Here is a 22669-nt window from a genome sequence, read left to right on the forward strand (position 1 = left end):
CCCGTCGCGGGGTCGGACAGCTCATCAAGACGCGCGGGAGACGCTCGGCCACATGAGCCCAGCGAAAAGCGGCGCCACGGTGCACCGTCACGGCTACAGCATGACCCCGTTCGGCAGGGCCATCACCCGCGGTGGCCGTCACCCGCCGGCCACCGCATGCCCGGGCTGTCAGCCACAAGGCGGGCACCGGCCGCACGGCCACCGCGGACACGATCCGGTCGAACTCCCCCGACAGACCGCTGGTGATGCCGGCCACGGCCGCGCGCGGGTGCAGCCCCAGCACATCGAGGCGTTCGCCGCGGTCTTCACCAGATGCAGGCCCATATCCAACGCTCATCGCCCGCTCCCCGCCCAACCACCCCACACACCAGGGCAGTGCCGCCATAACCCCTCCCGGCCGTCACCAGCACCCGGCAGACGTCCAATGATCATCTCGTGCCGGCACATGGCCGCTCCGTCCGGGCGCCGCATCGTTATGGTGTGGTGTCTGCCGAGGCCGTGAACAGGAGGGGCTCATGACCATCGAGCATCGGTGGCTGCTGGACGAGACGCCCTGGCCCGAGCAGGCCACGCTGGTCTACGGCGAAATGGTGGAGCTGGCGACGCCACACCCACCGATTCCGAAGCTGGGCTGGCTTGGGCCGGAGATCGTGGGCAGCCGCGGTGTCATCGTCGCGTGTGTCATCGAGCAGGACGAGCGTGATGGACACGTCGGACCGCTCTACGCGGTGGAGACCGAGGACGGCAGCCCGTGGAGGCTGCGGCCGGAGTTCCTGGTCTCCCGAGGAGAACTTCACCCCGACATACCGCCCCGCTATCGCAGCGACCTGCCCGAAGGAACCCGCGTACGAATCCGCTTGGAGTCGGACACACCGGGCACGACGACGGAAGCTGTCGGGGAGGTCGCCGGGATCTGGCGGACGACGTTCTTGGAGCCGCCGAAGGGCTACATCGTGCAGGTTGGCGAGTACTCCCACTGCGTGACCCCGCAAGAGACCGACGTCCTCTGACTCGGCGGGAGCATGCCTGCGGTCACTGCCGGATGCCGTCAGTGGTCACACGCGATCAGCGAGCGGGTGACGGGTTTGCCGGTCTGGTGGTTGTGCCAGATCCCGGCAGCCACCGCCAGGGCCCGCTGGGCCACCCGGATCGCGACGCCCTCGAAGGTCCGCCCGCCGTACTGTTCCCGGTCAAGCCGGCCTTTTGAGGGTGTGGTTGACCAACTCGATGAGCGGGCGGACCTTCTTGAGCATCGGCTCGCCGTACCGCTGCTTCTCGCGCTTGAACGACGGCCGAAGCAACTCGACGCCCAGCTCAGCAAGTTCCTGCTCGAACACCTTCGAGGCCAAGTCGCCCTCGGAGATGAGCATGTTGCCCTCGCGGCGGGCGATGAGCTCCGCGTCGGCTTCGAGCATCGCTGTGAGCACTCCCGCTCGTCCAGCGCCTCGGGTTCGCCACCGCCCACACGATCGGCATGCCGATCGAGGTGCGCACCAGGTACAGACAAAGACCCCAGAAGAAGCGGGAGCGGGAGCGGGAGGCACAGTAGCCATAGCCGGGGCAAGGGAACGGCTCGGCGTGCGGGCAGGAGATGGCGGCAGCGGAGCTTTGGGGCGCTGTGCGGGGGGTCGACGCGACTGGAGTGGGAGCTCATGCCCCTGGAAAGCGTCGGCCGCTAAGTTTCGACATGCGTCTCGCTGAGGGCGCTGCAGCACTGCCGGGAATGACCGAACTGCGCCGGTTCCAGGCTGATCCCTCGTACGAGACCCTCGGGCTTGAGTTCGGCACAGGGCGTGCGGAACCTGCGGTGTACGCCTACTTCGTTGATGGCCGGCTGTTCTGCGTCGCGGTCGACGCGGTCCACGGACCCCAGGTGACGCTCTGGGGGCGGGAGCTGACCGCCTGCGCTCCGGATGATCTAGACCAGTTCCTGTGCCACGCTCACCTGTGTGGGGGGTCGATGTGTCCTACGGTCCGCGGGGAAACCCAGGAGTCATCGGACTCGGCCTGGTGGTGCGGCTGCAGGAGACTGCCCGCGGTGTGGTCACCCGGCCGGTCATGGTGGGCGGGGCATGGGCCGACCGGTGCACCGACGACGCGGAAGGCGCGATCCCGGAATGTGAATGGGTGGGGCCGCCTGTGGCCCTATCCGCAGGGAACAGAATCCTGGCCCCCGCCCGGCCACAAGGCGAACTGGGGCGACTGGCACCCTCCTTTCTCAACGGCTTTCCAGAATCTCTGTCGGTAACTGGTCGGGAACCAGGGGCTGGTCCAGGGTGCGGCGGTGGTCAGGATCCGGCCGGGTGAGCGGCTGCGGAAGAAGGCGTGGTCCTGTCGTCTGCGGGCCGGCCAGGAGACCGCGGTGTCGGCGAGGTACTGCTTGAGCACCGCCCAGCCGCGCTCGACGGGGTTGTCGTGCGGGCTGTAGCGGGCGCCGTACCACAGGCGCATCCCGGGTTGGGCGGTGATGAAGTCGCGTACCGCTCGGGCGTGGTGGATCTGATCGTTGTCGCAGATCACCACGGTCGCCGGGGCGTAGGGGAAGGCTGCAACCGGCTGTTTGAACAGGTCGGGGAAGTCGGTGGCGCGGCGTCGGCCGAGCCGGTAGCGGAAGGTGCCGGTGGTGACCTCCAGCGCACCCGGCACGGTGAGCTGCCGGTTCTTGCCCGGATTGGGGATGTGCGGTCGGCGGCCGGGCAGCATCCAGCGTCTTCACCGCCGGAAAATTGCCGCGCCCGCGCCCGCCCCGGTCCCTACACTCTCGATATGCGTCCGGCCCGAAGTGGCCGGTGCGTCCTACGTGTTCCGAGTTCAGTTTCGAGGGGAGGCCGACAGTGCGTACCGCCATCTCTGTCGTCGCCCCCTGGGCACGGTTCGACGTGATCCTCGTGTCTTCGTGAGCCTGGTGCCCGCCGCGCGGCCGGCACTGGAGATCTGGGTCGAAGACCGTCGCTGAGCCCTGCCCCGCCGCCCGGCCCCTGGTGGCCCGTCGCGCGGCCGCCGCAGGGCGCCTTCCTCGGGCTTCGTCCGCCCATCGCGCTGCCTCTTCACCACTGACGACACACGAAGAAGGGCCTCAAGGCCGTGCGTACCGACCTCACACTCCGCGCGCTCCAAGCCGTCCGCAACCTTGGCATCCTCGCCCACGTGGACGCCGGCAAGACCACCGTGACAGAGCGGATCCTGTTTCTGACCGGTGCCGTCCACAAGCGGGGCGAGGTACACGAGGGCACCACCGTCACCGACTTCGACTCCCAGGAACGCGACCGAGGCATCACCATCTTCGCAGCGGCGGTCAGCTGCGACTGGGACGGACACCGGATCAACCTCATCGACACCCCGGGACACGTGGACTTCGCCGACGAAGTCACGCGCTCGCTGCGCGTCCTCGACGGCGCGGTGGCGGTGTTCGACGCCGTCGCCGGCGTCGAACCGCAGAGCGAGGCGGTGTGGCGGGAGGCCGACCGGCACCAGGTTGCGCGCCTGGCGTTCGTCAACAAGATGGACCGCGCGGGCGCCGACCTGGACACGGCAGTCGCGTCGATTCGGGAGCGGCTGGGCACCACCCCCCTGGTGGTGCAGTTGCCGATCGGCCGCGAGGAGGGCTTCGAGGGTGTCGTCGACCTGGTCCGGATGCGGGCTGTGGTGTGGCCGCTGGACACCGGCGTGTACGAGGAAGGCCCGGTGCCCGAGGCCTTGCGCGCCGAGGCGCTGCGCCGCCGCCGGGCGCTGGACGAGGCCGTCGCCGAACTGCACCCGCGGGCGCTGGAGGAGTACTGCGCCGACGGCGCGGTCTCGGAGACGACACTGCGCACGGCGCTGCGCGAACTGACCGGCACGGGTGAGGCCGTGGTGGTGCTGTGCGGTTCGGCGTACCGCAACCGTGGCATCGAGCCGTTGCTTCAGGCAGTGGTGGCGTATCTGCCGTCGCCGGCGGACGTGCCCGCCGTGCGCGGCACGATCGACGGAACGGAACAGGAGCGTGCCGCCGATCCCGCGGCGCCGCTGGCCGCGCTGGCCTTCAAGGTGCACGCGGCGCCCACCGGCCGGATGACGTACCTGCGGATCTATTCGGGCGTACTGCGAAAGGGGGACACTGTGCTGGACATGGGCGTGGGGCGCACCGAACGGGTCGGCCGGATCCTGCGGGTGCAGGCCGACCGGCACACCGAGACGGACCTGGCCGTGGCCGGGGACATCGTCGCCGTGATCGGTCCGAAGTCCGCGCGTGCCGGTAGGACGTTGTGCGCCCCCTCGGCGCCGCTCGTGCTGGAACCGCCCGGCACGGCCGACCCGGTCGTGTCGGTGGCCGTCGAGGCCCGACTCGGCCAGGACACCGACCGGCTGGCCTCGGCGCTGGCCCGGCTGGCAGAGGAGGATCCGTCGCTGGTGGTGCGTACCGATCCGGAGACCGGCCAGACCCTGCTGTCGGGCCTGGGCGAGCTGCACCTGGAGGTGGCGGTGGAGAAACTGCGCCGCGACCGGGGCCTGGAGGTCTCGGTCGGCCGCCCGCAGGTGTCGTACCGGGAGACCGTGGTCCGCGGGGTGACGGGGCTGGTGTACCGGCACGTCAAGCAGGACGGCGGCGCCGGGCAGTTCGCCCATGTGGTGCTGGACGTCGAGCCGTTGGACGTTTTGGGGGGCGAGGCCGGCTTCGCGTTCCGTTCGACCGTGGCCGGCGGCCGCATCCCGCGGGACTTCGCCCGCGCGGTCGAGGCCGGTTGCCGGGACGCGCTGACGGAGGGTCCGCTGGGCGGTCATCCGGTGACCGGCGTGCGGGTCACGCTCACCGACGGAGCCACGCACACCAAGGACTCCTCGGAGCTCGCGTTCCGCGCGGCCGGCCGGCTCGGACTGCGGGAAGCCCTGCGGGCCTGCGTGCTGCGGCTGCTGGAGCCGGTAGCCGAGGTGACGGTGACCGTGCCGGAGGACTGTGTGGGGGCGGTCCTGGGCGATCTGGCGGCGCGCCGCGGACGAGTCTCGGCGTCGGCGACACACGGCACTACGGCGGTGGTGACCGCCACGGTGCCGCTGGCCGAACTGTTCGGATACGCCTCCCGCTTGCGCGGACGCACCCAGGGCCGGGGCACGTTCACCACCCGCCCGGCGGGCTACGCGCAGGTTCCGCTGGGCCTGACGGCCGGGGTGACGGGACAGTAGCCCGCCGCTGAGTCGGCCCCGCACTCCGAGGAGTGCGGGGCCGACTCGCCCCACTGCCGTAAGCACACACCCGGGGGGCCGGTTCGGCAGAATCAGCACCCGCCCAGCCCAAGACCCCCGCCGGCAGGGGCCCTGGCCACCCAGCCCGGTGAGGCCACCGGATGGCTGCGACCACTGCTGGCCGATGCCCTGCACGGCACCGGCCCACGCCAGGCCGACGTGCTGCTGGCTCCGCCCCCGGCGAGCGCCCGGCACCCACCGGGAATGTCCGCCAACCGGTGTGTTGTCGGAGCGCACGCACTGCTGAACCTGACCTTGCGGCGACCGGCCAAGGGATCCCGCTCGCGGTGTCTTTGACCGGCGGCAACCGCAACGACGTCACCCATCGGCGGACCGCGCTGGAATCTGTCCTCACCACCCGCCGTCCCACCGAGCCGTGGGCACTGCGTGCAAGGACCACCGACCCGGAACTTATCCCGCCAGCGTGGTGTGCTCTCCTCACGCGGAAGCAGAGGTCGTTCCTCCTGGTGAGAGAACTGGAATGACGTCAGCACCTGCAACGGTGGCGTTGCTCTCAATCCGGTGACAGGCCCGGGCCTGTGTGCTGCGGGCACCCTGGGCGAGGAGAGTGACGGGCCTTCCCGTGGGTGGGTGGCGATGGCGGTGAGCGGGCTGGCGTCAGTCATCACCGGTCCGCCTGGTCGCCGATCCGGCTCAGCCCTCGCCCTTGGGACGATCCAGCGACGGCGTCGACCACCGGGATCCGTTGCTCCGGGTGCCAGCCAGACGTTCTGAGCGGCTACAAGGCGTGCGATGACTCGTTCCTGAAGCCCAGTCATTGTTCATTACAGTAGTTTGATTGCACGTCAGAGCACAGTGGGTCTGTGGCTTTCAGGGAGTCTGTGTGGGGAACGAGGCGCAAGCACGCAGCGCGTACGAGGATGCCGTCGAGTACCTACGCCGCAATGTCGACGCGGTACGCGAGTTGATCGGCCCAAAACCATGGGAAGCCCACTTCGCGGTCGTCCGGGACAGCGACCCGTCCTCCGCTGAATGGCGCAACGCCACTCGTGAGCTGTACTACTCGGCCCGGATCCCCGGCGGGCTCGGTCCTATTTCCACGAAGGGCGTGAGCGACCGGCGGTCCGGGCCCACACAGCAATGGGTCGGCTGGGCCAGCCCCACGGACCGCTGGGCCCGGGTGGACCTCAGCGAGGGGGCATCCCCTCAAACGCCGATGCGTGACCTGGCCAGCCAGCCTATGCCCCACGTGGGCAGCTGAGGCCAGTGGGCCTGCTCGTCGAACTCCAAAGGCGCATCCCCGACCGCTGGTTCCTGCGGCGGCTACTGCCCGCCGCATTGTTCGTCGTGGTCACGGTCGTCGGCGGCGGGCAGCTGGGCCACGCCCACTGGAACGACGTCGCCCTCGCCCGTGAGCGGATCGCCGACGCGCTACGCATGGACGGCGGCCTGTCCGCTAACGCCGTCGCCTCGCTCGTGCTTTTCGCGGTGCCGGTGGTGGGGGCCGCGTTCGCGGTGCCGTATGCTGCGGCCGCGATCGAGGCGCTGGCGTCCGGGTCCTGGCCGTGGTGGCTGATGCCAGTGAGCCGGCGGGTGACGGCGTGGCGGATGGGGCACTGGGTAGAGCCGGACGAACTGGCCAGGCAATCCGTGCGGGCGCTCGCCGCGGGCCGGGCGCTACGTGCCGACCGGCTCAGCGCGCGGGCGGCCCGCGCCAGAGCTGTCGGGCGGCCCGCGTCGCCGACCTGGTCAGGCGACCGGTTCCGCCTCACCGAGGCGTACGTCAGCAGGGAGACGGGCGCCGACGTGAGCTGGCTCCTGCTCGACGCCCAGGGACCGCCCAGCTCCGCGCTGAACGACGCGCGGGACGCCTATGCCGCTGCGTGCGAGGCCCTCGCATGGAGCATCGCGTGCACGCTCCTCGGCGCCTGGTGGTGGCCCGCGGCGCCCGTCGGGATCCTCCTCTTGCTGGCTTCCTGGCAGTTGCTGCGCCGCGCGGTGCAGGCACTGTGCCGAACCACCGAAGCGGTGTTCACAGAGCTTGAGCAGCTGAGCAGCTCCTCAGCGTGGTCCGCTGACGGTAGAACCGCGGAGCAACAATGGCAGACCGATCTCAAGGCGGCCCCGGCAGAGATTCGCGAGGCGGGCACCTACCTGGTCGGGCAACGGGGGAAGGAGCAGCGTCAGGAGATAGCAACGGCCTCGGGCAGCCAGGAGTCGACGCCTAAAGCTGCAAGAAGGGCGGAAGCCTGGGCCGTGGCCGGACTCTTTGCCTTGGCGGTAGTCAGCTACACGGTTGCCGCCTTCGCCACACACAGCCTGCTGAGAACCATCCAGCAAGGCCACTTCAGCCCGTCAGACACCGCACAGGTCCTTACCGCAATTGGCGGCCTGACAACTGCCGTCGGCCTCAGCATCGCTGGCGTTCTGAAGGCCCTTGCTCTCCTTGTTCATGCACGCGCCGATATGGTGCGCGCCCGCGCCGGTCTTCCGCCCAGTCCGTCGGGAGAGGAAGTGGTGTCACCTCCCGAAGGCGAGCCGACCCAATGACCAGGGTCCAGATCACTGCATTGAGGGGGCCCACCCCTGTGTCACGGCATTGGACGCGGCTGCGAGGGATAACGCGGACCTCGGCGTCCTCGGCACCCTGGCCGCAGAGGGCGGCGTTCCCCAGCGCGAGAAGGTTGGCGGCGGTCGCGACGGTCTGGAGTCGTGCTCCCAGGAAGCGGCAGTGGCCCTGTAGGTCGGTGTACTTGTCCTTGAGTTCCTCGAAGGCATCGGCGGACTGGACGTAGGCGGCCCGTTTCGCTTCGTCCTTCGCGGCGTGTTCTGGAAGAGGTCCTTGAGGTCGGGGTACTGGTGGGTGAGGTGCCAGCGCTTGAGGCCGGCCTCGATCGCCAACTGGGTGACGGTGAGCCGCCCGTTGGACCGCTGGGGCGTGCCGGCGAAGAGCCGGTTCATCGCGGTGCTGATCGCGCGCCGGACCGGGTCGGGCTCGCTCCCGATCGGGAATCTGCGGCATTTTCACTCGACCGAGTGCAGTCTGGGATCGAGGTTGTCTCCTCCTTGCTCCCTCGTCGGGCTTTGAACCGAGGCGGCTGCCTGGAAGGGGCCAACCCCTCTCAGGCTTGCGGAGGACGCGGATATTCTGCTGGGCCGTGCTCACGGCGGTGTGGAGCTGCATTCGGGCGTTCTCCTGTTCCATGGCCTGATGCATGGCCTGCTGCACCTGCGCACCGCGGGAACTGGTGGCAGGCGCGACGACGGCCTTGGCGAGGTAGGCGTAGAAGTGCCCCACGACCATTTCCAGTTCGGGACGGATGATCTCCAGCTGGTCGGCGGATGCGTTGATCAGGTTGCGGAGCTTGCGGAGGGGGCGAAGTCTTCGGACCGGCAGGGCTTCTGCGCGAACTCGCACAGGTGGCCGACGGTCTCCTTGAGGTGCTCGGCGGCGTCGTCCAGGTCCTTGGCGATTGGTGGCCGGTGTCCCTTCTCGTCGAGCTGGGCGAGTTCGTGCTCGTAGTCGACTGTGATGGAGCCGTAATAGTTCACGGCCGAGCTGCGGGTGCGCCAGGACCGGGCGTTGACCTCGCGGCCATTCACGCAGTTGGTCGACGGCTAGGGCGCGTATCGAGTCGTGATCATCGGGTGGTCCTGGTGAGGTCTTTGATCCAGATCATCGAGGCGTGCAGGTGGAGACCGGCGAGGTAGCTGTCGGGAGTCTTGTCGTATCGGGTGTCTCACCGTCCCAGTTCCGGCCTCCTGGTACGTCACGCTCTGGGGCGGGTGAGGCACGTGGAGCCGACGTGAGCCGACCGGTGCACTGATGTCCGGGCGGGGACTCATGGGACATGGCCCGGCACCCGGCTCAGGTTCCGGGGAGGATACGGCGCGTTTCGTAGGCCCACATCGCGATCTCGACCCGGTTGCGGGCGCCGAGTTTGGCCATCAGGCTGGCCAGATGCGTCTTCACCGTGCTGAGGCTGATGTGCAGTGCATCGGCGATCTCGGTGTTGGTCAGCCCGCGAGCGACGGCGAGGAGCACCTGCTCCTCGCGGGCGGTGACGGGGGAGACCGGCTGGGCCACGGGCCGGCCGGCGGGCAGGTCCGCGAATGTCTGGAGCAGACGGACGGTGACGCTGGGGGCAATGAGCGCCTCACCGTCGGACGCCGACCGTACGGCCTGGGCCAGAAGGTCTGGTCCCGTGTCTTTGAGGAGGAATCCGCGGGCGCCGGCACGCAGTGAGCCGTAGACGTACTCGTCGAGGTCGAACGTGGTGATGACGACCACGGCCAGCGGGTCGGCGACGCCCGGGCCGGCGACCAGCCGGGTGGCCTCGAGCCCGTCGAGTACGGGCATGCGGATGTCGAACAGACAGACGTCGGGGCGCAGTTCGCGGGCCAGACGTACCGCTTCCTGTCCGTCGGCGGCCTCGCCGACCACCTCGATGCCGGGCTGGGCGTTCAGCATGATCCGCAACCCGGTGCGGATGATCGTCTGGTCGTCAGCGACGAGGACGCGAATGGACACCGCTCTCGGTCCTCGCTCTCGGCAGTTCGGCTTCGACATGCCAGCCCCGGTCGGTACCCGGGCCGACTCGTAGTGTGCCGCCGAGCAGGGTCGCGCGCTCGCGCAGTCCGGTAAGTCCGTATCCGTCGCGACCCCGGCCGGTGCGCCGCCCGTTGTCGCGCACGCTCACCCGTACCGTGTGCCGTTCCGCGGCGACCCGAACGACGAGCTCGGTCGCGTCGACCGCATGGCGCAGCGCGTTGGTCACCGACTCCTGCACGATGCGGTAGACGGCCGCGTCCACGGCCGGGGGCAGCGCGTCCAGTTCGCCGTCGAGTCCCAGGTCGACCCTGAGGCGGCCACCCGGGGTGCGCACCAGGCGTTCCAGATCCGCGACTCCGGCAGGGGGCGCCAGCTCGGCGCCGACCCCGCGGTCGCGCAGCGCGGCGACCATGGCGCGCATTTCCTCCAGCGTGCGCGCCCCTTCCTCCTCGACCTCCTCCAGCGCCTTGACGGCGGCGGACGGGTCGGCGCCCGCGAGCACCCCGCCCGCCTGGGCGATGATCACCATGGCCGACACGTGGTGGGCCACCGTGTCGTGCAGTTCCCGGGCGAGCTGCTCGCGCTCGCGGGAGCGCACCTGTTCCACCTGCCGCTCGCGAGCGGTCACCCAGAACCGCACGGCAGCCCCGAACACGCCGGGCAGCAGCAGGAAGACGAAGCCCACGACGTTTTCGACGACCGGGGTCTCGTCCGTGACGGAACACAGCGTGCTGGCCGCGAGGATCACCGCGCCGCCCAGCACGATCTCGCGTCCCGATCCCCACCGGGGCAGCGCGTACACCAGCACGAGCACGACCGCGCCGGTGTACAGGCCGACGGGCTCGCGCGGTGCGGCGACGAGCAAGGCCACCTGAAGCAGGATCACCGAGCCGAACGCCAGCGTCACCATCGCCAGCGGGCGGGTCCGGCGCCCCAGGGGCAGCAGGCACAGCCATACGGCGAACACCACCGCCACCGGCCGCCACACGACGTTCTCGCGCAGGGTGGCCTCCAGCGCCACACCGGCAAGGCCCGCGGCGAGCAGCGCCCAGTCCCGCCACACCCGGGCGGGCGCGTCGGGCGGCCGGGGTTCGGTCCACAGGGTTCGCAGGTCGTCTCGGAGCACGGTTCTCAGCCTAGGGACCGCGGCGTGCCGCGCATCGGCCGAAAGGATGGGTCGTCACTCCGCCCCGGGGCCGACGGATCCGCGGCTCGCGGGCCGATGCCGAAGAGCGCCGTGGCGGCGAGCCTCGGCATCGGCGGCCGTACAAGGACGGCCGACGAGGTGGTTGGAGGACCCGATGCTCTCGAAAGCCCTGTTGCGCCTGGGCGCAAGCGCCGCCCGCCATCCCTGGCGGGTGATCGCGGCATGGCTGATCGCCGCCACGCTCGCCGTCCTCGCCGCCGTCGCCTTCGGCGGGCGGACCGCGGACTCGATGACCGCTCCGGGACTGGACTCCCAACGGGCCGCGGAACTGATCGAGCGGGCCGGCACCGGCCAGGAGGGGATGACCGCCCAAGTGGTCGTCACCCCCCTCGACGACGGTGCGACGTTCTTCGACGACGACGGCGCGCGCACCGCTCTCACGCGGCTGCGGGCCGAGGTGAAGCGGCTGCCGCACGTGCTCGGCACGAGCGACCCGGCGGGGGCGCTCGACGCGGGCGGGGACACCGCCGTGCGCGGCGGCCTCGTTTCGGCCGACGGGCGGATCGCGGTCGTCCGGGTGCAGTACCCCGACCAGAGCCGGCTGTCGGCCGAAGACCTCGACGCCCTCGTCGAACTCGGCGACCGGCTGCGCGCCGAGCTGCCGCTGCGCATCGAGATGGGCGGGAACCTCTTCTACGTCTTCTCCGACCCCGACGGCGGCGCGAGCGAGCTGATCGGCCTCCTCGCCGCGGCCGCGATCCTGTTCCTGGCGTTCGGTTCGCTCGTCGCCGCCGCGCTGCCGATCGGCATGGCGGTCTTCGGGCTGACCGTCGGGGTCGCCACGATGACGGTACTGGCGGGGGTGACAGAGGTCCCCACCTTCGCACCGGTCCTGGGCAGCATGGTCGGGCTCGGAGTGGGCATCGACTACGCGCTGTTCGTGCTCGCCAGGCACCGGGAGTACCTCGCGTGCGGGCTCGATCCGCAGGCGGCGGCCGGACGAGCGGTGGCAACGGCGGGGCGGCCGGTGGTCTTCGCCGGCGGCACCGTCGTCGTGTCGATCCTCGGCCTGGCGGTCGCGAACGTGCCGTTCATGACGGTGGGCGGGATTGCCGTCTCGATCGTCGTCCTGACGATGGTGCTCGCGTCGGTGACGCTGCTGCCGGCCTTCCTCGGCGCGGCGGGCCCGCGCCTGGCCCGGGCCGGCCGGATCGGCCGGGCTCTGCAGACCAGGAAGCTGGGCCGACTCGCACGGCGGCGGGACCCGGCAGCAGGCGCCGCCCCCGCCGCCGGGTGGCGTCGCTGGATCGGGCACGTCAGCCGGCGCCCGGTGCCGTACGCGATCGGCACGGCGGCGCTGCTGCTGACGGCGACGCTGCCCGTGCTCGGCCTGCGCGTCGGCCTGCCCGACGACGGCTCACTGCCCCACAGCCGTACCGAGCGCCGGGCCTACGACCTCGTCGCCGAGGGATTCGGCCCGGGCACCAACGGTCCCCTCGTCATCGCCGCGGACGCCACCGGTGATCCGGGAGTGCTGGACCGACTCGTCGGGGCGGTCGCGGCGGATCCGGGCATCGCATCCGTCGCTCCGACGCACATCGATCGGGCCACCGGCATTGCGACCCTCGTGGTGTTCCCGACCACCAGCCCTCAGGACAAGGCCACGGCCGACACCATCGCCCGGCTGCGCACCGACGTGCTGCCCACGGCGATCGGGCACGGCCCGGCCAGGGCCCACGTCGGCGGCGCCGCCGCGAGCCTGTCCGATGTGGGCCAACGCACCAGCCAACGCCTGCCGGTGATCGTCGCCGCCGTGCTCTCGATGTCGTTCCTGCTGCTGATGCTGGTCTTCCGCTCGATACTCGTACCGCTGAAGGCGGTACTGCTGAATCTGCTGAGCATCGGCGCGGCCTACGGCATCATGGTCGCGGTCTTCCAGTGGGGCTGGGGAGGCGCACTCATCGGGCTGGAAGCGACGGTTCCGATCGTGTCGTTCATCCCGACGTTCCTCTTCGCCATCCTGTTCGGCCTGTCGATGGACTACGAGGTGTTCCTCCTCTCCCGCGTACGCGAGGAGTACCTGCGCACCGGCGACAACAGCACGGCGATCGTTGAGGGCGTCTCGGGCACCGCCCAGATCATCACCTCGGCCGCCCTCATCATGGTGGCGGTCTTCCTGTCCTTCGCCGTCGCCGACGACCCCTCCACCAAAATGTTCGGGCTCGGCCTGGCCACCGCGATCTTCATCGACGCCACGGTCGTACGCATGGTGCTGGTACCGGCGACCATGACACTCCTCGGCCGGACCAACTGGTGGCTGCCGAAGTGGCTGGACCGGATGCTTCCCCGCGGCCCGGTCGGCACCGACGATACCGACGCGGAATCCACGGGTGAGGCCCCGCGTCCACGGCTGGTTGACCGTTGACTCAACTCCTGCCCGCCCTTGGCGTCCGGCACCTCAGCGCGTCACCTAGGGGCATATCGAGTCGTGATCATCGGGTGGTCCTGGTGAGGTCCTGGCAGGTACGGCTCGATGAACTCCCAATCCGGATCGGTCAGTTGCACTCGCGTCACGTAAGACCGTCTATCGGACCGGACCGTGCCACGAAGGCACATCCCGCAAATTGATCACGACTCGATACGCGCCCTAGGCCCATGTACTCGGTGTGCCAGCAGATAACGGCATTCGTGACGACGGTCAGGCACCACGTCTGTTCGTTCTGCTGCTGCGTAGTGGAGGTAGGGGCGCAGGGAGTGGATGGACTCGCCCTTGTTGAGCTGCCGGGCGATCTTGCGACCGTAGCCCTCGTCCGACAGGTACTTCACGGCGTAGATCGTGCGCCCATATGACTCCGTACTCCTTCAGCGCGGCGGCCAGGGCGTTCTGCCGGGAGGCGGCGGAGAGCTTGCCGTCGAGGTTGGCCTTCTTCGTCAACAGCGGCCCGGCCTTCGGGAAGCGCTCCTCGTAGTCGGTCTTGGCGCCCATCCAGTACAGGTGATCTTGCCCAGATCGCGAATACTCGGCAAGAGCCGCTTGCCCACGAAATCAAACAGCCCGAAGTTGACCAGGGTGACGCCGTGCGTGTCCGTGGCGTGTTCGGTGATCGGCAGATCGGTGGCGTTGCCCAGGATGTCGTCCAGTACATAGTGCGCCTCGCGGTGCGTGGCCACGATCACTTTGGTGCCGAAGGTGGAGTGCTGGTCGCTCACGTGGGTGTAGGTGGAGATGCCCTCCGGAAGTACTTGTCCAGGTACCGGACAGTGATCGACTTCCCCCCCCCGGGTGGGGCACCGCTGCCCGGCCGAGGACGACAGGGTGCCGGACCGAACATCGAGGCCATGGGCAGCTGGTGTTGGTAGTTGACCAGGCAGATGTTCGCCTCGCGCAGCGTCTCATCGCGGATGCACCACACCGCCGTCCGCGCGAGCACGTCATAGGGGATGCCGCTCACGCAGTGCGGTCGTGCTCGAGCTGGAGCAGGACACGTCCAGCTCGTGAACCGGGCGGTGACGCTGCGGCACATGAATCGAGCCGGCACGGTCCTGGGCCCGGACGGCCGGGCTACCGAGTGGGTGCCGACCGACCCGTGGTTCCGCAATGGAACCCGGTCCCAGCCGCGCGCTACGGCGGAGGGATCCTCACATGGAAAGGCCCGGCCCTCCGAACCGGGAAGCCGGACCTTGCCGAGGCTTGCGGGATCAGGCGGGGCGGATGTTCTCCGCCTGCGGGCCCTTCTGGCCCTGGGTAATGTCGAACTCCACCTTCTGGCCCTCCTGCAGCTCGCGGTAGCCCTGGCTGGCGATGTTGGAGTAGTGAGCGAAGACGTCGGGGCCGCCGCCCTCCTGCTCGATGAACCCGAAGCCCTTCTCGCTGTTGAACCACTTGACTGTGCCCTTGGCCATAGCCGTCTCCTTCGAGGGAAAACGGGCTCGCACCCTGCGCGCCCGGGAGGTGATCGCCCTGGTCCGGAGAGGCGCTGAACAGCAAGAACGCCCGTGAATGCGATCACGGGCGAACGAGACTTCGGAACCACGACTGCTGAATCACAACGCTATACCGGAGTAGTGGCAGGCGCCAGCGATAACACGGCAGCATCAACGTCCGCCCAGTCGGCGCGCACGCCTGGCATCGGCTGCCGTTTCGACACCGCCCGCGCGGCCGAACAGCCGGTGCGCGAGGCCCCCCCGCGTACGACGGTCCCGGTCAAGCATTCGCCGATCCGCAGTCGAGATCGCAGTTGCTCCCCATGGTTCATCAACAGGCATCCCGCCATCCTGCCCGATCGGGTCTATGGCTGGAGATCTTCGTGGAGTCCTTCGATCCTGCGACTCGGTCCAGCGTGGGCTCCCCCTACCTCCACCAGGCTCCAGCCCGGGTGTTCCTCCGAGGCTTCGGCATCCCGGCCCTCGTCGAGGCATTCGAGTACGGCAAAGGCCGTATCGTGAACGGCGCTCTGAACCAGACCAAGCAGGTCACCCGGGTCAGCCCCAGCGGCCAGCAGCCGTTGAGCAGCAGGAATAGCAGTCAATGCACCTGCACGGGCCCACGAATCGACCGCCTGTCGGCGGATGGCCCTCAGTATGAGGAAGCGCGCGAGCTGCGGGATGTTCTCGCTGATCTCCGAACGCGTCCAGCCTTCCGGATCCTCAGCGCCCAGTTCTTCGAATCGATCTCGCAGCTCACCCGCCACGTCCTGCTTGTCCTTGGGCAGGGTGGCCAACCACTCATCCCACACACCAGTCATCACAGCAGCATGTCAGCACCGCCGAGGGCACCGGCGTCTGGGATCCCTGAGGAGGCAGGGTTCAGTAGTGCCCCCGCTGCTCGTCGGACACGGGCGCAAGCTGCCCCAACTGGGCACCTTCGACAGGCTCCACTGTCTCCAACTCCACGGCGGTACCAGTCACTTGACGTCTCTCCCGTGATCGTCGGATCCGCCGTTAGATTTCCACTCCTCGCCGCGGGGGTGGTGCCCCTATGTGTTCGGTCAAGGGCACGGGCCAGTAGGTTCGGGTGGGCGAAGTTGAGTGCCAGGGTGTTGGGGTGGGCGCATGAGCGATAGCCAGGTCACGATCAAGCTCACGAGCGATCAAGCACTGGTGTTGTCGGATTGGTTGGAGAAGCTCCAGATGACGGACCTCGGTCGCGTCATCGATGATCCGGCGGTGTGGTCACCGATCCATCGCATTGCCGGGACGTTGGACAAGACGCTTCCCGAGTTGTTCGCAGCGGACTATGGCCACAGGCTTGAGGCCGCTCGCCGGCGGCTTCGGGCAGAGAACGACTGGGCGGTTTGAACTCCTCAGCTGATCACGGGGAGGCGGGAAACGACGGGGCAGCAGTGTCCACACTGGATCACCGAGGCTTGGTGCCCTTGATGGCCAGCACGGCCGGCGTGGGGGCTCCGCTTTCGGCGAACCGGTCGAGTGTCAGACCGGCGTCGAGGAACGCGTGCAGCAGTTCAGGCAGTGGCCAATGGGTGGCGCCGACCTTGTCGCGCACCCCCTTGTCCGTCCAGGACGCCTTGGTCCAGCGGCCGTCGAGATAGCCGGGGCGGATGACCACTGCCTCACGGTGGCCGCGAGCTGCGAATCCACCGCAGAAGCAGGGATGGACACCGATGTGCACGAACACGCCACCCGGACGCAGAACCCGGACGGCCTCACGCAGCACCTCCGGGTACCGGGGCATATCCGTGTGCACCATCACCGCGATGGCCGCCGGCAGGAAACCGTCACGGACCGGTAAGTGCCCGGCGTCAGCTTGCGCGACCGGCAGCCGCTCACGCGCATAGTGCAGCATCCCGCCGGACAGGTCGACGCCGATCGGGGTCCAGCCCAGCGCCCGGAGGCGGTCTGCGTGGATGCCGGTGCCACAACCGATCTCCAGGCAGGTGCCGCTGCCTTCACCCAGAAGATCGCTCAGGAGGACGTCCAGGCTCAGGGGGTGCCCGTCTCCTGTTACGGCACGCGGGCGGTTGAGGAACTCGCTCTCGTACCAGTCAGCGATCTCGTCATAGGACGCCGTCGATGCCATCAGTTATCCCTCCTGCCCGGGCCCCCGGCCCTCCAGGGACCTCGTCCGCTCTCAAGGCGGTCACGCTCCGCACCATGCGCCAACGCCGGTGCGGTCTGCTGGTTCTGCCCACGCAATCCGCACCGTCACACGGCATCATGCAGGCATGATCACCATTCATCTGAAGTACGAGATCGACGCCGACAAACTTGAGGATTTCGAGGAGTACGGTCGCCGCTGGGTCCGGCTCGTCAACCGTTTCGGCGGGACGCACCACGGCTACTTCCTGCCCAGTGAGGGCGACAGCGACATCGCCTACGCCCTCTTCTCCTTTCCCAGCCTGGCCGCCTACGAGCAGTACCGCACGGACAGCATGTCCGACCCGGAGTGCCAAGAGGCGTTCCAGCTGGCCCGTGACACCCGCTGCATCAAGCGGTACGAGCGCCGCTTCCTCCGGCCGCTCGACGGCCCGTCCTAGACCGCGGACAGGTTCGTGGTGCGCTCCTACCGGGCGGATAGGACGACCGGTGCGCGGTCGTGGGTTTCGGCGCTGTGCTGTGCGCTCAGCGCAGCGAGTGTCCGTCGGACGGGAGCGTGACGTTTGCGTGCGACAGGCGCCTACGGCAGTGAAGGTGGGCCGCCAGGGAGGTGATGGCCCTCAACGAGAAGAGGGCGGTGGCGAGGCGCCCGGGCAAGGGCCAGTTGGGCGGCAATGTCGGCGGTGGCGTAGCGCGTCGTGGGAGTGAAGCCGGGCCTGCAGCCCCCCTCACATCGGGCGGGCGGGACGCCTGGCATTCCGCGTCCGCACCCCGCCTGCGTCCAAGGGACGATCATAGAGTCCATACATTCTGCGATGCCCGCGACCTGGCTGAACGGCGCCGCCCTGAGTGCGCTTGGTCGGCCGGGTGGGGCGGCTGGGCGTCCCGGCATCCGTAGCGCGCGGGCCGGATGCTGCCCGGGGCAGGCAACGTCTGCATCCGCGCCCGCGCACTCGCCCGGGGATCGGTCGCGTTGCGGCAGCTGTTCAGCCGGGGGAGGCGCGGGTCGCAGGAGCTGGTTCGCGTGCAGCGTGCCAGGGACCAGACGCAGGGCCGTGCGCTCGCTGACCGGCGTCGCAGGCGGTCGGCGGACGGCACTTGGGAGCGAATCCTGCGGGCCGTTCATGGCCGCTGCGGATGCTGAGGGCCGGATCGACTGGAGGATGGTGTGCTTGGACTCCACTTCCTGTCGGGCCAATCAACATGCAGCGGGAGCCCGACCCCGTTCGCCAAAGATGGCCGGCAGACGCAGTAGGCCGCCGCGCCATCGTCCCGACGAAGCTCTGGGCCGTTCACGCGGCGGCTTGACCTGCAAGATCCACCTGGTGGGTGAGGCCGGCTGCCGCCTGCTGGCATTCGTCATTACACCCGGCCAGTGGGGCGATGCCCCGCAACTGATCCCCGTGCTGGAGCAGATCAGGGTGCATCAGTCAGAAGGCGGACACCCGCGCACGCGCCCCAACCACCTCGGGGCCGACAAAGCCCGGCCGGCACGGTAGTCGTCATGCGTGATTCTCCCGTTCGTCGTGGTGATGAGAAGGGCCGGTCCGGACTTCCGTCATGCGGTGAGGAGTTCCAGCGCGGCGGCGTGCACGCCCGGCGCGGCGGCGAGGTAGCTTTCGGTGGCCAGCTCCCATGGCTTGCCCTCGATGTCGGTCACGACGCCACCGGCCTCCTGGACAAGTAGGACACCTGCCGCGTGGGACCGGACATTGTCGAACTGCCAGTGCACGTCCATCCGGCCCGCCGCGACCTGGACGAGCTGGCCGGTCACCGGTACGGAAACCTGTACGTACAGGGCGGAGTTCAGCATCGCGGTAACGGCGGAGCCCACCCGCTGGGCGAGCTCGGGGTCGTGACCCGGCTGAGCCTGGCCGGTCCCGGCCAGTGCGCCGTCCAGCGACGTCTTGGCCGATACCCGCAGCCGTACGCCGTTGAGGAACGCCCCGCCGCCCTCGGTCGCGGTGAACATCTCGTCGAGGACGGGGGCGTAGACCACCGCCAGCACCGGGCGGCCGTCGCGCACGAGGCTCACGCCGATGTTCCAGTCGGGCATGCCGTGCACGGCATTGATGTTGCCGCCGACCGGGTCGATGAGCCACCACTCGCCCCCGGCCATCGGCCCCGATCCGTGTTCGTCATTGAGCCAGCCCGCACTTGGCAGGGCCTCGGTCAACGCCGGGCGCAATATGTCGACCACGGCAGCGTCGTTGGCCTGGAGGTCCGCGAGCAGTTCGGGGAGCCCGGGCTGACGTGACTCGGTGGAATAGCGCGTCATCATCCGGGCGCCGGCGTGGCGGACGGCGGTGACGGTCGCGGCAAGCAGTTCCTGGCTCATGGCATGCTCCGTAAGTTGATCGAAGTGGATCTGCATCTGGTTAGGATTTACTTCCATGCAATTGGACTTGAATCTGCTGACCGTGCTGGACGCCCTGCTCGAGGAGGGCAGCGTGAGAGGCGCGGCCGAGCGGCTGCACCTGTCCTCGCCCGCGGTCAGCCGCACCCTCGGCCGATTGCGCGTCGTCACCGGGGACGACATCCTCGTGCGCACCGGCCACTCCATGGCCCCCACCCCGTACGCGATCTCGGTGCGGGAGGAGGTGCACCGGCTGGTCAGGCAGGCCCACGAGGTGCTTCGCCCGATCCGCGAGTTGGACTTGGCCGAACTGGAGCGCACCTTCACGATCCAGTGTCACGATGCGGTGGCCGCATCCCTGGTACCGGTACTGGTCGAAAGGATCCAGGAGCGGGCTTCCGGAGTGCAGTTGCGGGTGCTGGCGGAGAGGGCCGTCGACGCCGACGACCTGCGTCATGGCCGCGTCGATCTGGAAATAGGTGGTGGTCGACCGAGTCTGCCCGAGTTCCGGTCCGAGCCGCTCGGCGACGACCGGCTCGTCGTGGCGATGCGCGCGGACCACTCGTGCGTCGCCGGACTGGACCTGGCCTCCTATGCGGCGCACCCGCACGTGGTGGTCTCCCGGCGTGGCCGCCTCACCGCACCGATCGACGACGTGCTGGCCGCCGAAGGTCTGCGGCGCCGGGTGGTAGCGGCGGTGGCCACGGTGTCCACCGCCCTGCAGATCGCCGCCCGCGGTGACGCGCTGGTCACCTGCACAGCGACTCTCGGCCGCCCGCTCATCGAGGCGTTCGGCCTGGTCGCCCTGCCGCTGCCGATCGAGTCCCCGGCGGCGACCCTCAACTGCAACTGGCATCAGCGCTACGATTCCGACCCCGCCCATGCCTGGCTCCGCGAGCAGGTCCGGGCGTCGCTCGAGGAGATCACCGCCTGCTGACTACTCCGCCAACGGCAGAGCCACGACCCCGGGAAAATCCGGCGCCTCGGCCTCGTCGAGCATCGCCGCGGCGACGGTTTCCCGGCTGACCACCGCACCGAAGTCGAAAGCAGGCGCGGACTCCAGACCGACCGTGCGCCGACGAGGGCTCTCCGGCCCATCACCAAGCATCCCGGCATGGAAGACGGTGCCCCCGGCCGCGAGAACGGTGTCGTCGGCCGCGACCTTGTCCGCGAGCCGGTCGCCCAGCACCCTGGCCAGCACGCCCGCGCCCTCCCCCGCCGCATCGGCCGACTTGCCCGTGCCGTAGGCACCGAGCCAGATGACACGCCGTGGGCCGGCGGCGACGACAGCCCGAGCACCGGACAGGAGAACCCCGGCCCGGTCCGTACCGAGCGCGGAGAGGACCACGGAATCCCCGTCCACAACGGCGGCGATACTGGCCGCGTCGTTCACATCCCCCGCAACTTTGCGCAGGTTCACGGAGTCGGGCAGAGCGATCCGTTCGGGATCACGCGCGATGGCGGTCACGGTGTGACCACGGCGCAGCGCCTGCCGGGTGAGGGCAATTCCGGTGCGGCCGGAGGCCGCGAGGACGGTGAGGTTCATGCCGAGAACGTTAGGGAGCCCGCTAATTAACATCAAGTGCAAGCTTCTGACTTGATGAGTTACCAAGACGCAATCCCCGTCTCGGAGGGGGCTCAGCGCGCCGCGTCCTCGCGCCCTACTGAGATCTCCAGCGCCATGAAATGAGCGGAGCCCGACTTGCGCGCGGAGTGCTCGCATTTCATTGGGATCCAAGGCACACCGCTTGGGCGGAAACCCGACGCTGTGTGCCGACATCCTCGCCCTCATCGGAGCCACTCCGACCGGCTCGCCAACAGTCGGCCGCCGGCATGACCAGCCACGGCAACTTCCGCCGAGGCTGACCCTGAACGCGCTGCACGATGCTGGCCCCACGTACCTGAGCATCAGCCTGCACCGCATTGATCACGCACAGTCCACCGAGATCATGGGCGGCGGAGACCCGCGGGTATCCCGCGACGATCGACCGGGCGCTCGAACTCGACCTCAAGGTCAAGATCAACTGCGTGCTTCAACGGTCGTATCTGGACGACGCCTTCGGTGTCGCCGAACTCGCCAAACGACTCCCCATCGCCGTGCGGCCGATCAAACTGCGGCATATCAAGCCGGCGGAGGCGCTGTTCCCCACGGAGTTCGTGCCTGAGGTGGAGGTCCGCGAGCGCCTCCACACCTGAGCCGCCTACGAAGTACTGCCACCCCCTCGTCCTTCGGGCAACCGCTGCACCTCAGCGGCGAACGCCTGGGGCAGCACGGCGGTGGCCCCCCTGCGCCAAGCGTTCCGAGGCGGCGTGGGGGTCTCAGGGCATCATCTCGTAGGCCCGTGTCAGGGCTCAACGCGCTGCGAACGCGCCGCGTCGACCGCCGGGCGCGGACCGCGCCGAGCGCCCAAAGCTGCTGCTCCTCGGTCGCGCAGTCCTTCCCGTGGAGCTCGACTGGGTGCGCGGAGAAGTCCCGCACGCGGACGGCGAACAGCTCGTCGAGTACGTCCTCGTCGAGGCCCGTCAGGGCTGCCTGCTCCAGGACCAGCTGCTTGCGGACGACGAGCGCGAAAAGCTGCCCGACGGCGAGCAGCAGGTCGAGGGCTCAGGGGCTTGTCCGAGATCCCAACCCCGCAGTGGGACGCAGTTCCTGCCGGGGTCAACGCCGACGAGGGGCTTCCTGTGGTTCAGGACGTGCCGGGTGGGTGGGGCCGTGGTCTCCTGCGCTGGCTTCGGCGCAGGACTGCCGTGTAGCCCCCTGCGGTTGCCAGTTCTGCGACCGTTCCGGAATGCGATGCGTCCGCGGCTGAGAACGGTCGCGGTGGAGCATGCTTCGGTGATGTCGTCGAGCTGGTGGGTGGTGAGCACGATGCAGGCGGCCTGTCCCATGTCGCGCAGCAGGGCGTGGAATTCATCTCTGCGTTCGAGGTCGAGCCCTGCGGTCGGCTCGTCCAGGAGCAGGAGCTCGGGGTCGTTGATGATGGCTTGTGCGATGCCGACGCGCTGCTTCATCCCGCCGGACAGGGCCCGCAGTCTGCGGTCGATGCGGTCGGCGAGCCCGACCGGTCGGCGGCATCCTCCACCGCGGCGGGGATGGCGGTGCCCGGCATCTCCTTCAGCCATGCGGCATAGGAGAGGAACTCGCGCACGGTGAAGCTGCGGTAGATGCCGAACTCTTGCGGCAGGTAGCCGAGTCGGCGCCGGATCTCCAGGCGCTGGGAAGGGACGGTCGGGTGACGAACCTCGAAGGAGCCCACTGACAGATGATCTACACCCGAGACATCCGCCCAACACCAGCAGGACCACCCCGAACGACCCTCACGCCACCACCCTGACCAGCTACTTCAAGAAGGCGCAGCTTCACTGAAGCTCGCAGCCA

General features: G+C 69.1%; 20 protein-coding genes and 5 pseudogenes. 10 read left to right on the plus strand and 15 right to left on the minus strand.

The features are described 5' to 3' along the window. The first annotated feature begins 515 nt into the window (after nucleotides 1-515). On the plus strand, nucleotides 516-1010 hold the full coding sequence (locus OHT76_RS00785; protein WP_328868747.1) for a hypothetical protein: 495 nt from the start codon (nucleotides 516-518) through the stop codon (nucleotides 1008-1010). A 38-nt stretch (nucleotides 1011-1048) separates the two neighbouring features. Here the strand turns inward: OHT76_RS00785 and OHT76_RS44055 are convergent. Then, nucleotides 1049-1557 (minus strand): annotated as a pseudogene (locus tag OHT76_RS44055) (IS982 family transposase); the annotation flags it as partial. A gap of 672 nt (nucleotides 1558-2229) precedes the next feature. After that, a pseudogene (locus OHT76_RS00795) lies at nucleotides 2230-2703 on the minus strand (transposase); the annotation flags it as partial. A gap of 381 nt (nucleotides 2704-3084) precedes the next feature. Here OHT76_RS00795 and fusA point away from each other — a divergent pair. The 3 genes from fusA to OHT76_RS00810 all read left to right on the plus strand — a co-directional run bounded on the left by fusA (nucleotide 3085) and on the right by OHT76_RS00810 (nucleotide 7731). Further along, nucleotides 3085-5160, plus strand: coding sequence for an elongation factor G (gene fusA / locus OHT76_RS00800; RefSeq protein WP_328868749.1), 2076 nt, complete (start codon nucleotides 3085-3087; stop codon nucleotides 5158-5160). A 904-nt stretch (nucleotides 5161-6064) separates the two neighbouring features. Continuing rightward, nucleotides 6065-6442, plus strand: coding sequence for a hypothetical protein (locus tag OHT76_RS00805; RefSeq protein ID WP_328868750.1), 378 nt, complete (start codon nucleotides 6065-6067; stop codon nucleotides 6440-6442). A 5-nt stretch (nucleotides 6443-6447) separates the two neighbouring features. Next, nucleotides 6448-7731: a hypothetical protein gene (locus OHT76_RS00810; RefSeq protein WP_328868751.1), complete on the plus strand. Its 1284-nt coding sequence runs from the start codon at nucleotides 6448-6450 to the stop codon at nucleotides 7729-7731. 801 nt (nucleotides 7732-8532) lie between these two features. On the opposite strand, the gene OHT76_RS00815 is transcribed toward OHT76_RS00810, so the two are convergent. The 3 genes from OHT76_RS00815 to OHT76_RS00825 all read right to left on the minus strand — a co-directional run bounded on the left by OHT76_RS00815 (nucleotide 8533) and on the right by OHT76_RS00825 (nucleotide 10859). Then, nucleotides 8533-8784: a hypothetical protein gene (locus OHT76_RS00815; protein ID WP_328868752.1), complete on the minus strand. Its 252-nt coding sequence runs from the start codon at nucleotides 8782-8784 to the stop codon at nucleotides 8533-8535. Nucleotides 8785-9049: 265 nt separating this feature from the next. Beyond that, entirely contained in the window at nucleotides 9050-9712 is a 663-nt protein-coding gene (locus tag OHT76_RS00820; protein WP_328868753.1) for a response regulator transcription factor, read from the minus strand. Continuing rightward, on the minus strand, nucleotides 9687-10859 hold the full coding sequence (locus OHT76_RS00825; protein ID WP_328868754.1) for a sensor histidine kinase: 1173 nt from the start codon (nucleotides 10857-10859) through the stop codon (nucleotides 9687-9689). The genes OHT76_RS00820 and OHT76_RS00825 overlap by 26 nt, the downstream gene beginning before the upstream one ends. 175 nt (nucleotides 10860-11034) lie before the next feature. On the opposite strand from OHT76_RS00825, the gene OHT76_RS00830 reads away from it, so the two are divergent. After that, complete coding sequence (locus OHT76_RS00830) at nucleotides 11035-13305, plus strand: MMPL family transporter (RefSeq protein WP_328868755.1); 2271 nt, start codon at nucleotides 11035-11037, stop codon at nucleotides 13303-13305. Between the two features lie 203 nt (nucleotides 13306-13508). Here the strand turns inward: OHT76_RS00830 and OHT76_RS00835 are convergent, their stop codons facing one another. The 4 genes and pseudogenes from OHT76_RS00835 to OHT76_RS00850 form a co-directional block, all read right to left on the minus strand. After that, nucleotides 13509-13715: a Tn3 family transposase gene (locus OHT76_RS00835; RefSeq protein ID WP_328876422.1), complete on the minus strand. Its 207-nt coding sequence runs from the start codon at nucleotides 13713-13715 to the stop codon at nucleotides 13509-13511. A 96-nt stretch (nucleotides 13716-13811) separates the two neighbouring features. Next, nucleotides 13812-14404: pseudogene (locus OHT76_RS00840) on the minus strand (Tn3 family transposase). A 175-nt stretch (nucleotides 14405-14579) separates the two neighbouring features. Beyond that, on the minus strand, nucleotides 14580-14783 hold the full coding sequence (locus OHT76_RS00845; protein ID WP_266963435.1) for a cold-shock protein: 204 nt from the start codon (nucleotides 14781-14783) through the stop codon (nucleotides 14580-14582). Between the two features lie 386 nt (nucleotides 14784-15169). Beyond that, nucleotides 15170-15625 (minus strand): hypothetical protein, encoded by a 456-nt coding sequence (locus tag OHT76_RS00850; protein ID WP_328868756.1) that lies wholly within the window; start codon nucleotides 15623-15625, stop codon nucleotides 15170-15172. Between the two features lie 307 nt (nucleotides 15626-15932). Between OHT76_RS00850 and OHT76_RS00855 the strand changes: the two genes are divergently transcribed. Continuing rightward, nucleotides 15933-16178: a hypothetical protein gene (locus OHT76_RS00855; protein ID WP_328868757.1), complete on the plus strand. Its 246-nt coding sequence runs from the start codon at nucleotides 15933-15935 to the stop codon at nucleotides 16176-16178. Nucleotides 16179-16236: 58 nt separating this feature from the next. Here OHT76_RS00855 and OHT76_RS00860 read toward each other — a convergent pair whose 3' ends face one another. Next, nucleotides 16237-16917, minus strand: coding sequence for a class I SAM-dependent methyltransferase (locus OHT76_RS00860; RefSeq protein ID WP_328868758.1), 681 nt, complete (start codon nucleotides 16915-16917; stop codon nucleotides 16237-16239). A gap of 145 nt (nucleotides 16918-17062) precedes the next feature. Here OHT76_RS00860 and OHT76_RS00865 point away from each other — a divergent pair, with 145 nt between their 5' ends. Further along, entirely contained in the window at nucleotides 17063-17374 is a 312-nt protein-coding gene (locus OHT76_RS00865; protein WP_328868759.1) for an NIPSNAP family protein, read from the plus strand. Nucleotides 17375-18000: 626 nt separating this feature from the next. Then, a pseudogene (locus tag OHT76_RS00870) lies at nucleotides 18001-18430 on the plus strand (IS5/IS1182 family transposase); the annotation flags it as partial. Nucleotides 18431-18492: 62 nt separating this feature from the next. Here the strand turns inward: OHT76_RS00870 and OHT76_RS00875 are convergent. Further along, on the minus strand, nucleotides 18493-19272 hold the full coding sequence (locus OHT76_RS00875; protein ID WP_328868760.1) for an inositol monophosphatase family protein: 780 nt from the start codon (nucleotides 19270-19272) through the stop codon (nucleotides 18493-18495). Between the two features lie 55 nt (nucleotides 19273-19327). On the opposite strand from OHT76_RS00875, the gene OHT76_RS00880 reads away from it, so the two are divergent. Then, entirely contained in the window at nucleotides 19328-20227 is a 900-nt protein-coding gene (locus tag OHT76_RS00880) for a LysR family transcriptional regulator (protein WP_328868761.1), read from the plus strand. On the opposite strand, the gene OHT76_RS00885 is transcribed toward OHT76_RS00880, so the two are convergent. Beyond that, complete coding sequence (locus OHT76_RS00885) at nucleotides 20228-20836, minus strand: NAD(P)-dependent oxidoreductase (protein WP_328868762.1); 609 nt, start codon at nucleotides 20834-20836, stop codon at nucleotides 20228-20230. It abuts the gene before it with no gap. A gap of 377 nt (nucleotides 20837-21213) precedes the next feature. Between OHT76_RS00885 and OHT76_RS00890 the strand changes: the two genes are divergently transcribed. Further along, nucleotides 21214-21486, plus strand: a complete 273-nt coding sequence (locus tag OHT76_RS00890) for a hypothetical protein (protein WP_328868763.1) — start codon at nucleotides 21214-21216, stop codon at nucleotides 21484-21486. Nucleotides 21487-21609: 123 nt separating this feature from the next. Here OHT76_RS00890 and OHT76_RS00895 read toward each other — a convergent pair. The 3 genes and pseudogenes from OHT76_RS00895 to OHT76_RS00905 all read right to left on the minus strand — a co-directional run. Continuing rightward, nucleotides 21610-21892: pseudogene (locus OHT76_RS00895) on the minus strand (acyl-CoA dehydrogenase); the annotation flags it as partial. Beyond that, entirely contained in the window at nucleotides 21814-22413 is a 600-nt protein-coding gene (locus OHT76_RS00900) for an ATP-binding cassette domain-containing protein (protein WP_328868764.1), read from the minus strand. The pseudogene OHT76_RS00895 and the gene OHT76_RS00900, both read right to left, overlap by 79 nt. Further along, nucleotides 22299-22547 (minus strand): hypothetical protein, encoded by a 249-nt coding sequence (locus OHT76_RS00905; protein WP_328876765.1) that lies wholly within the window; start codon nucleotides 22545-22547, stop codon nucleotides 22299-22301. Before OHT76_RS00905 ends, OHT76_RS00900 begins: the two co-directional genes overlap by 115 nt. Between the last annotated feature and the right edge of the window lie 122 nt (nucleotides 22548-22669).

It is taken from the genome of Streptomyces sp. NBC_00287, from assembly GCF_036173105.1.
Lineage (GTDB): Bacteria > Actinomycetota > Actinomycetes > Streptomycetales > Streptomycetaceae > Streptomyces.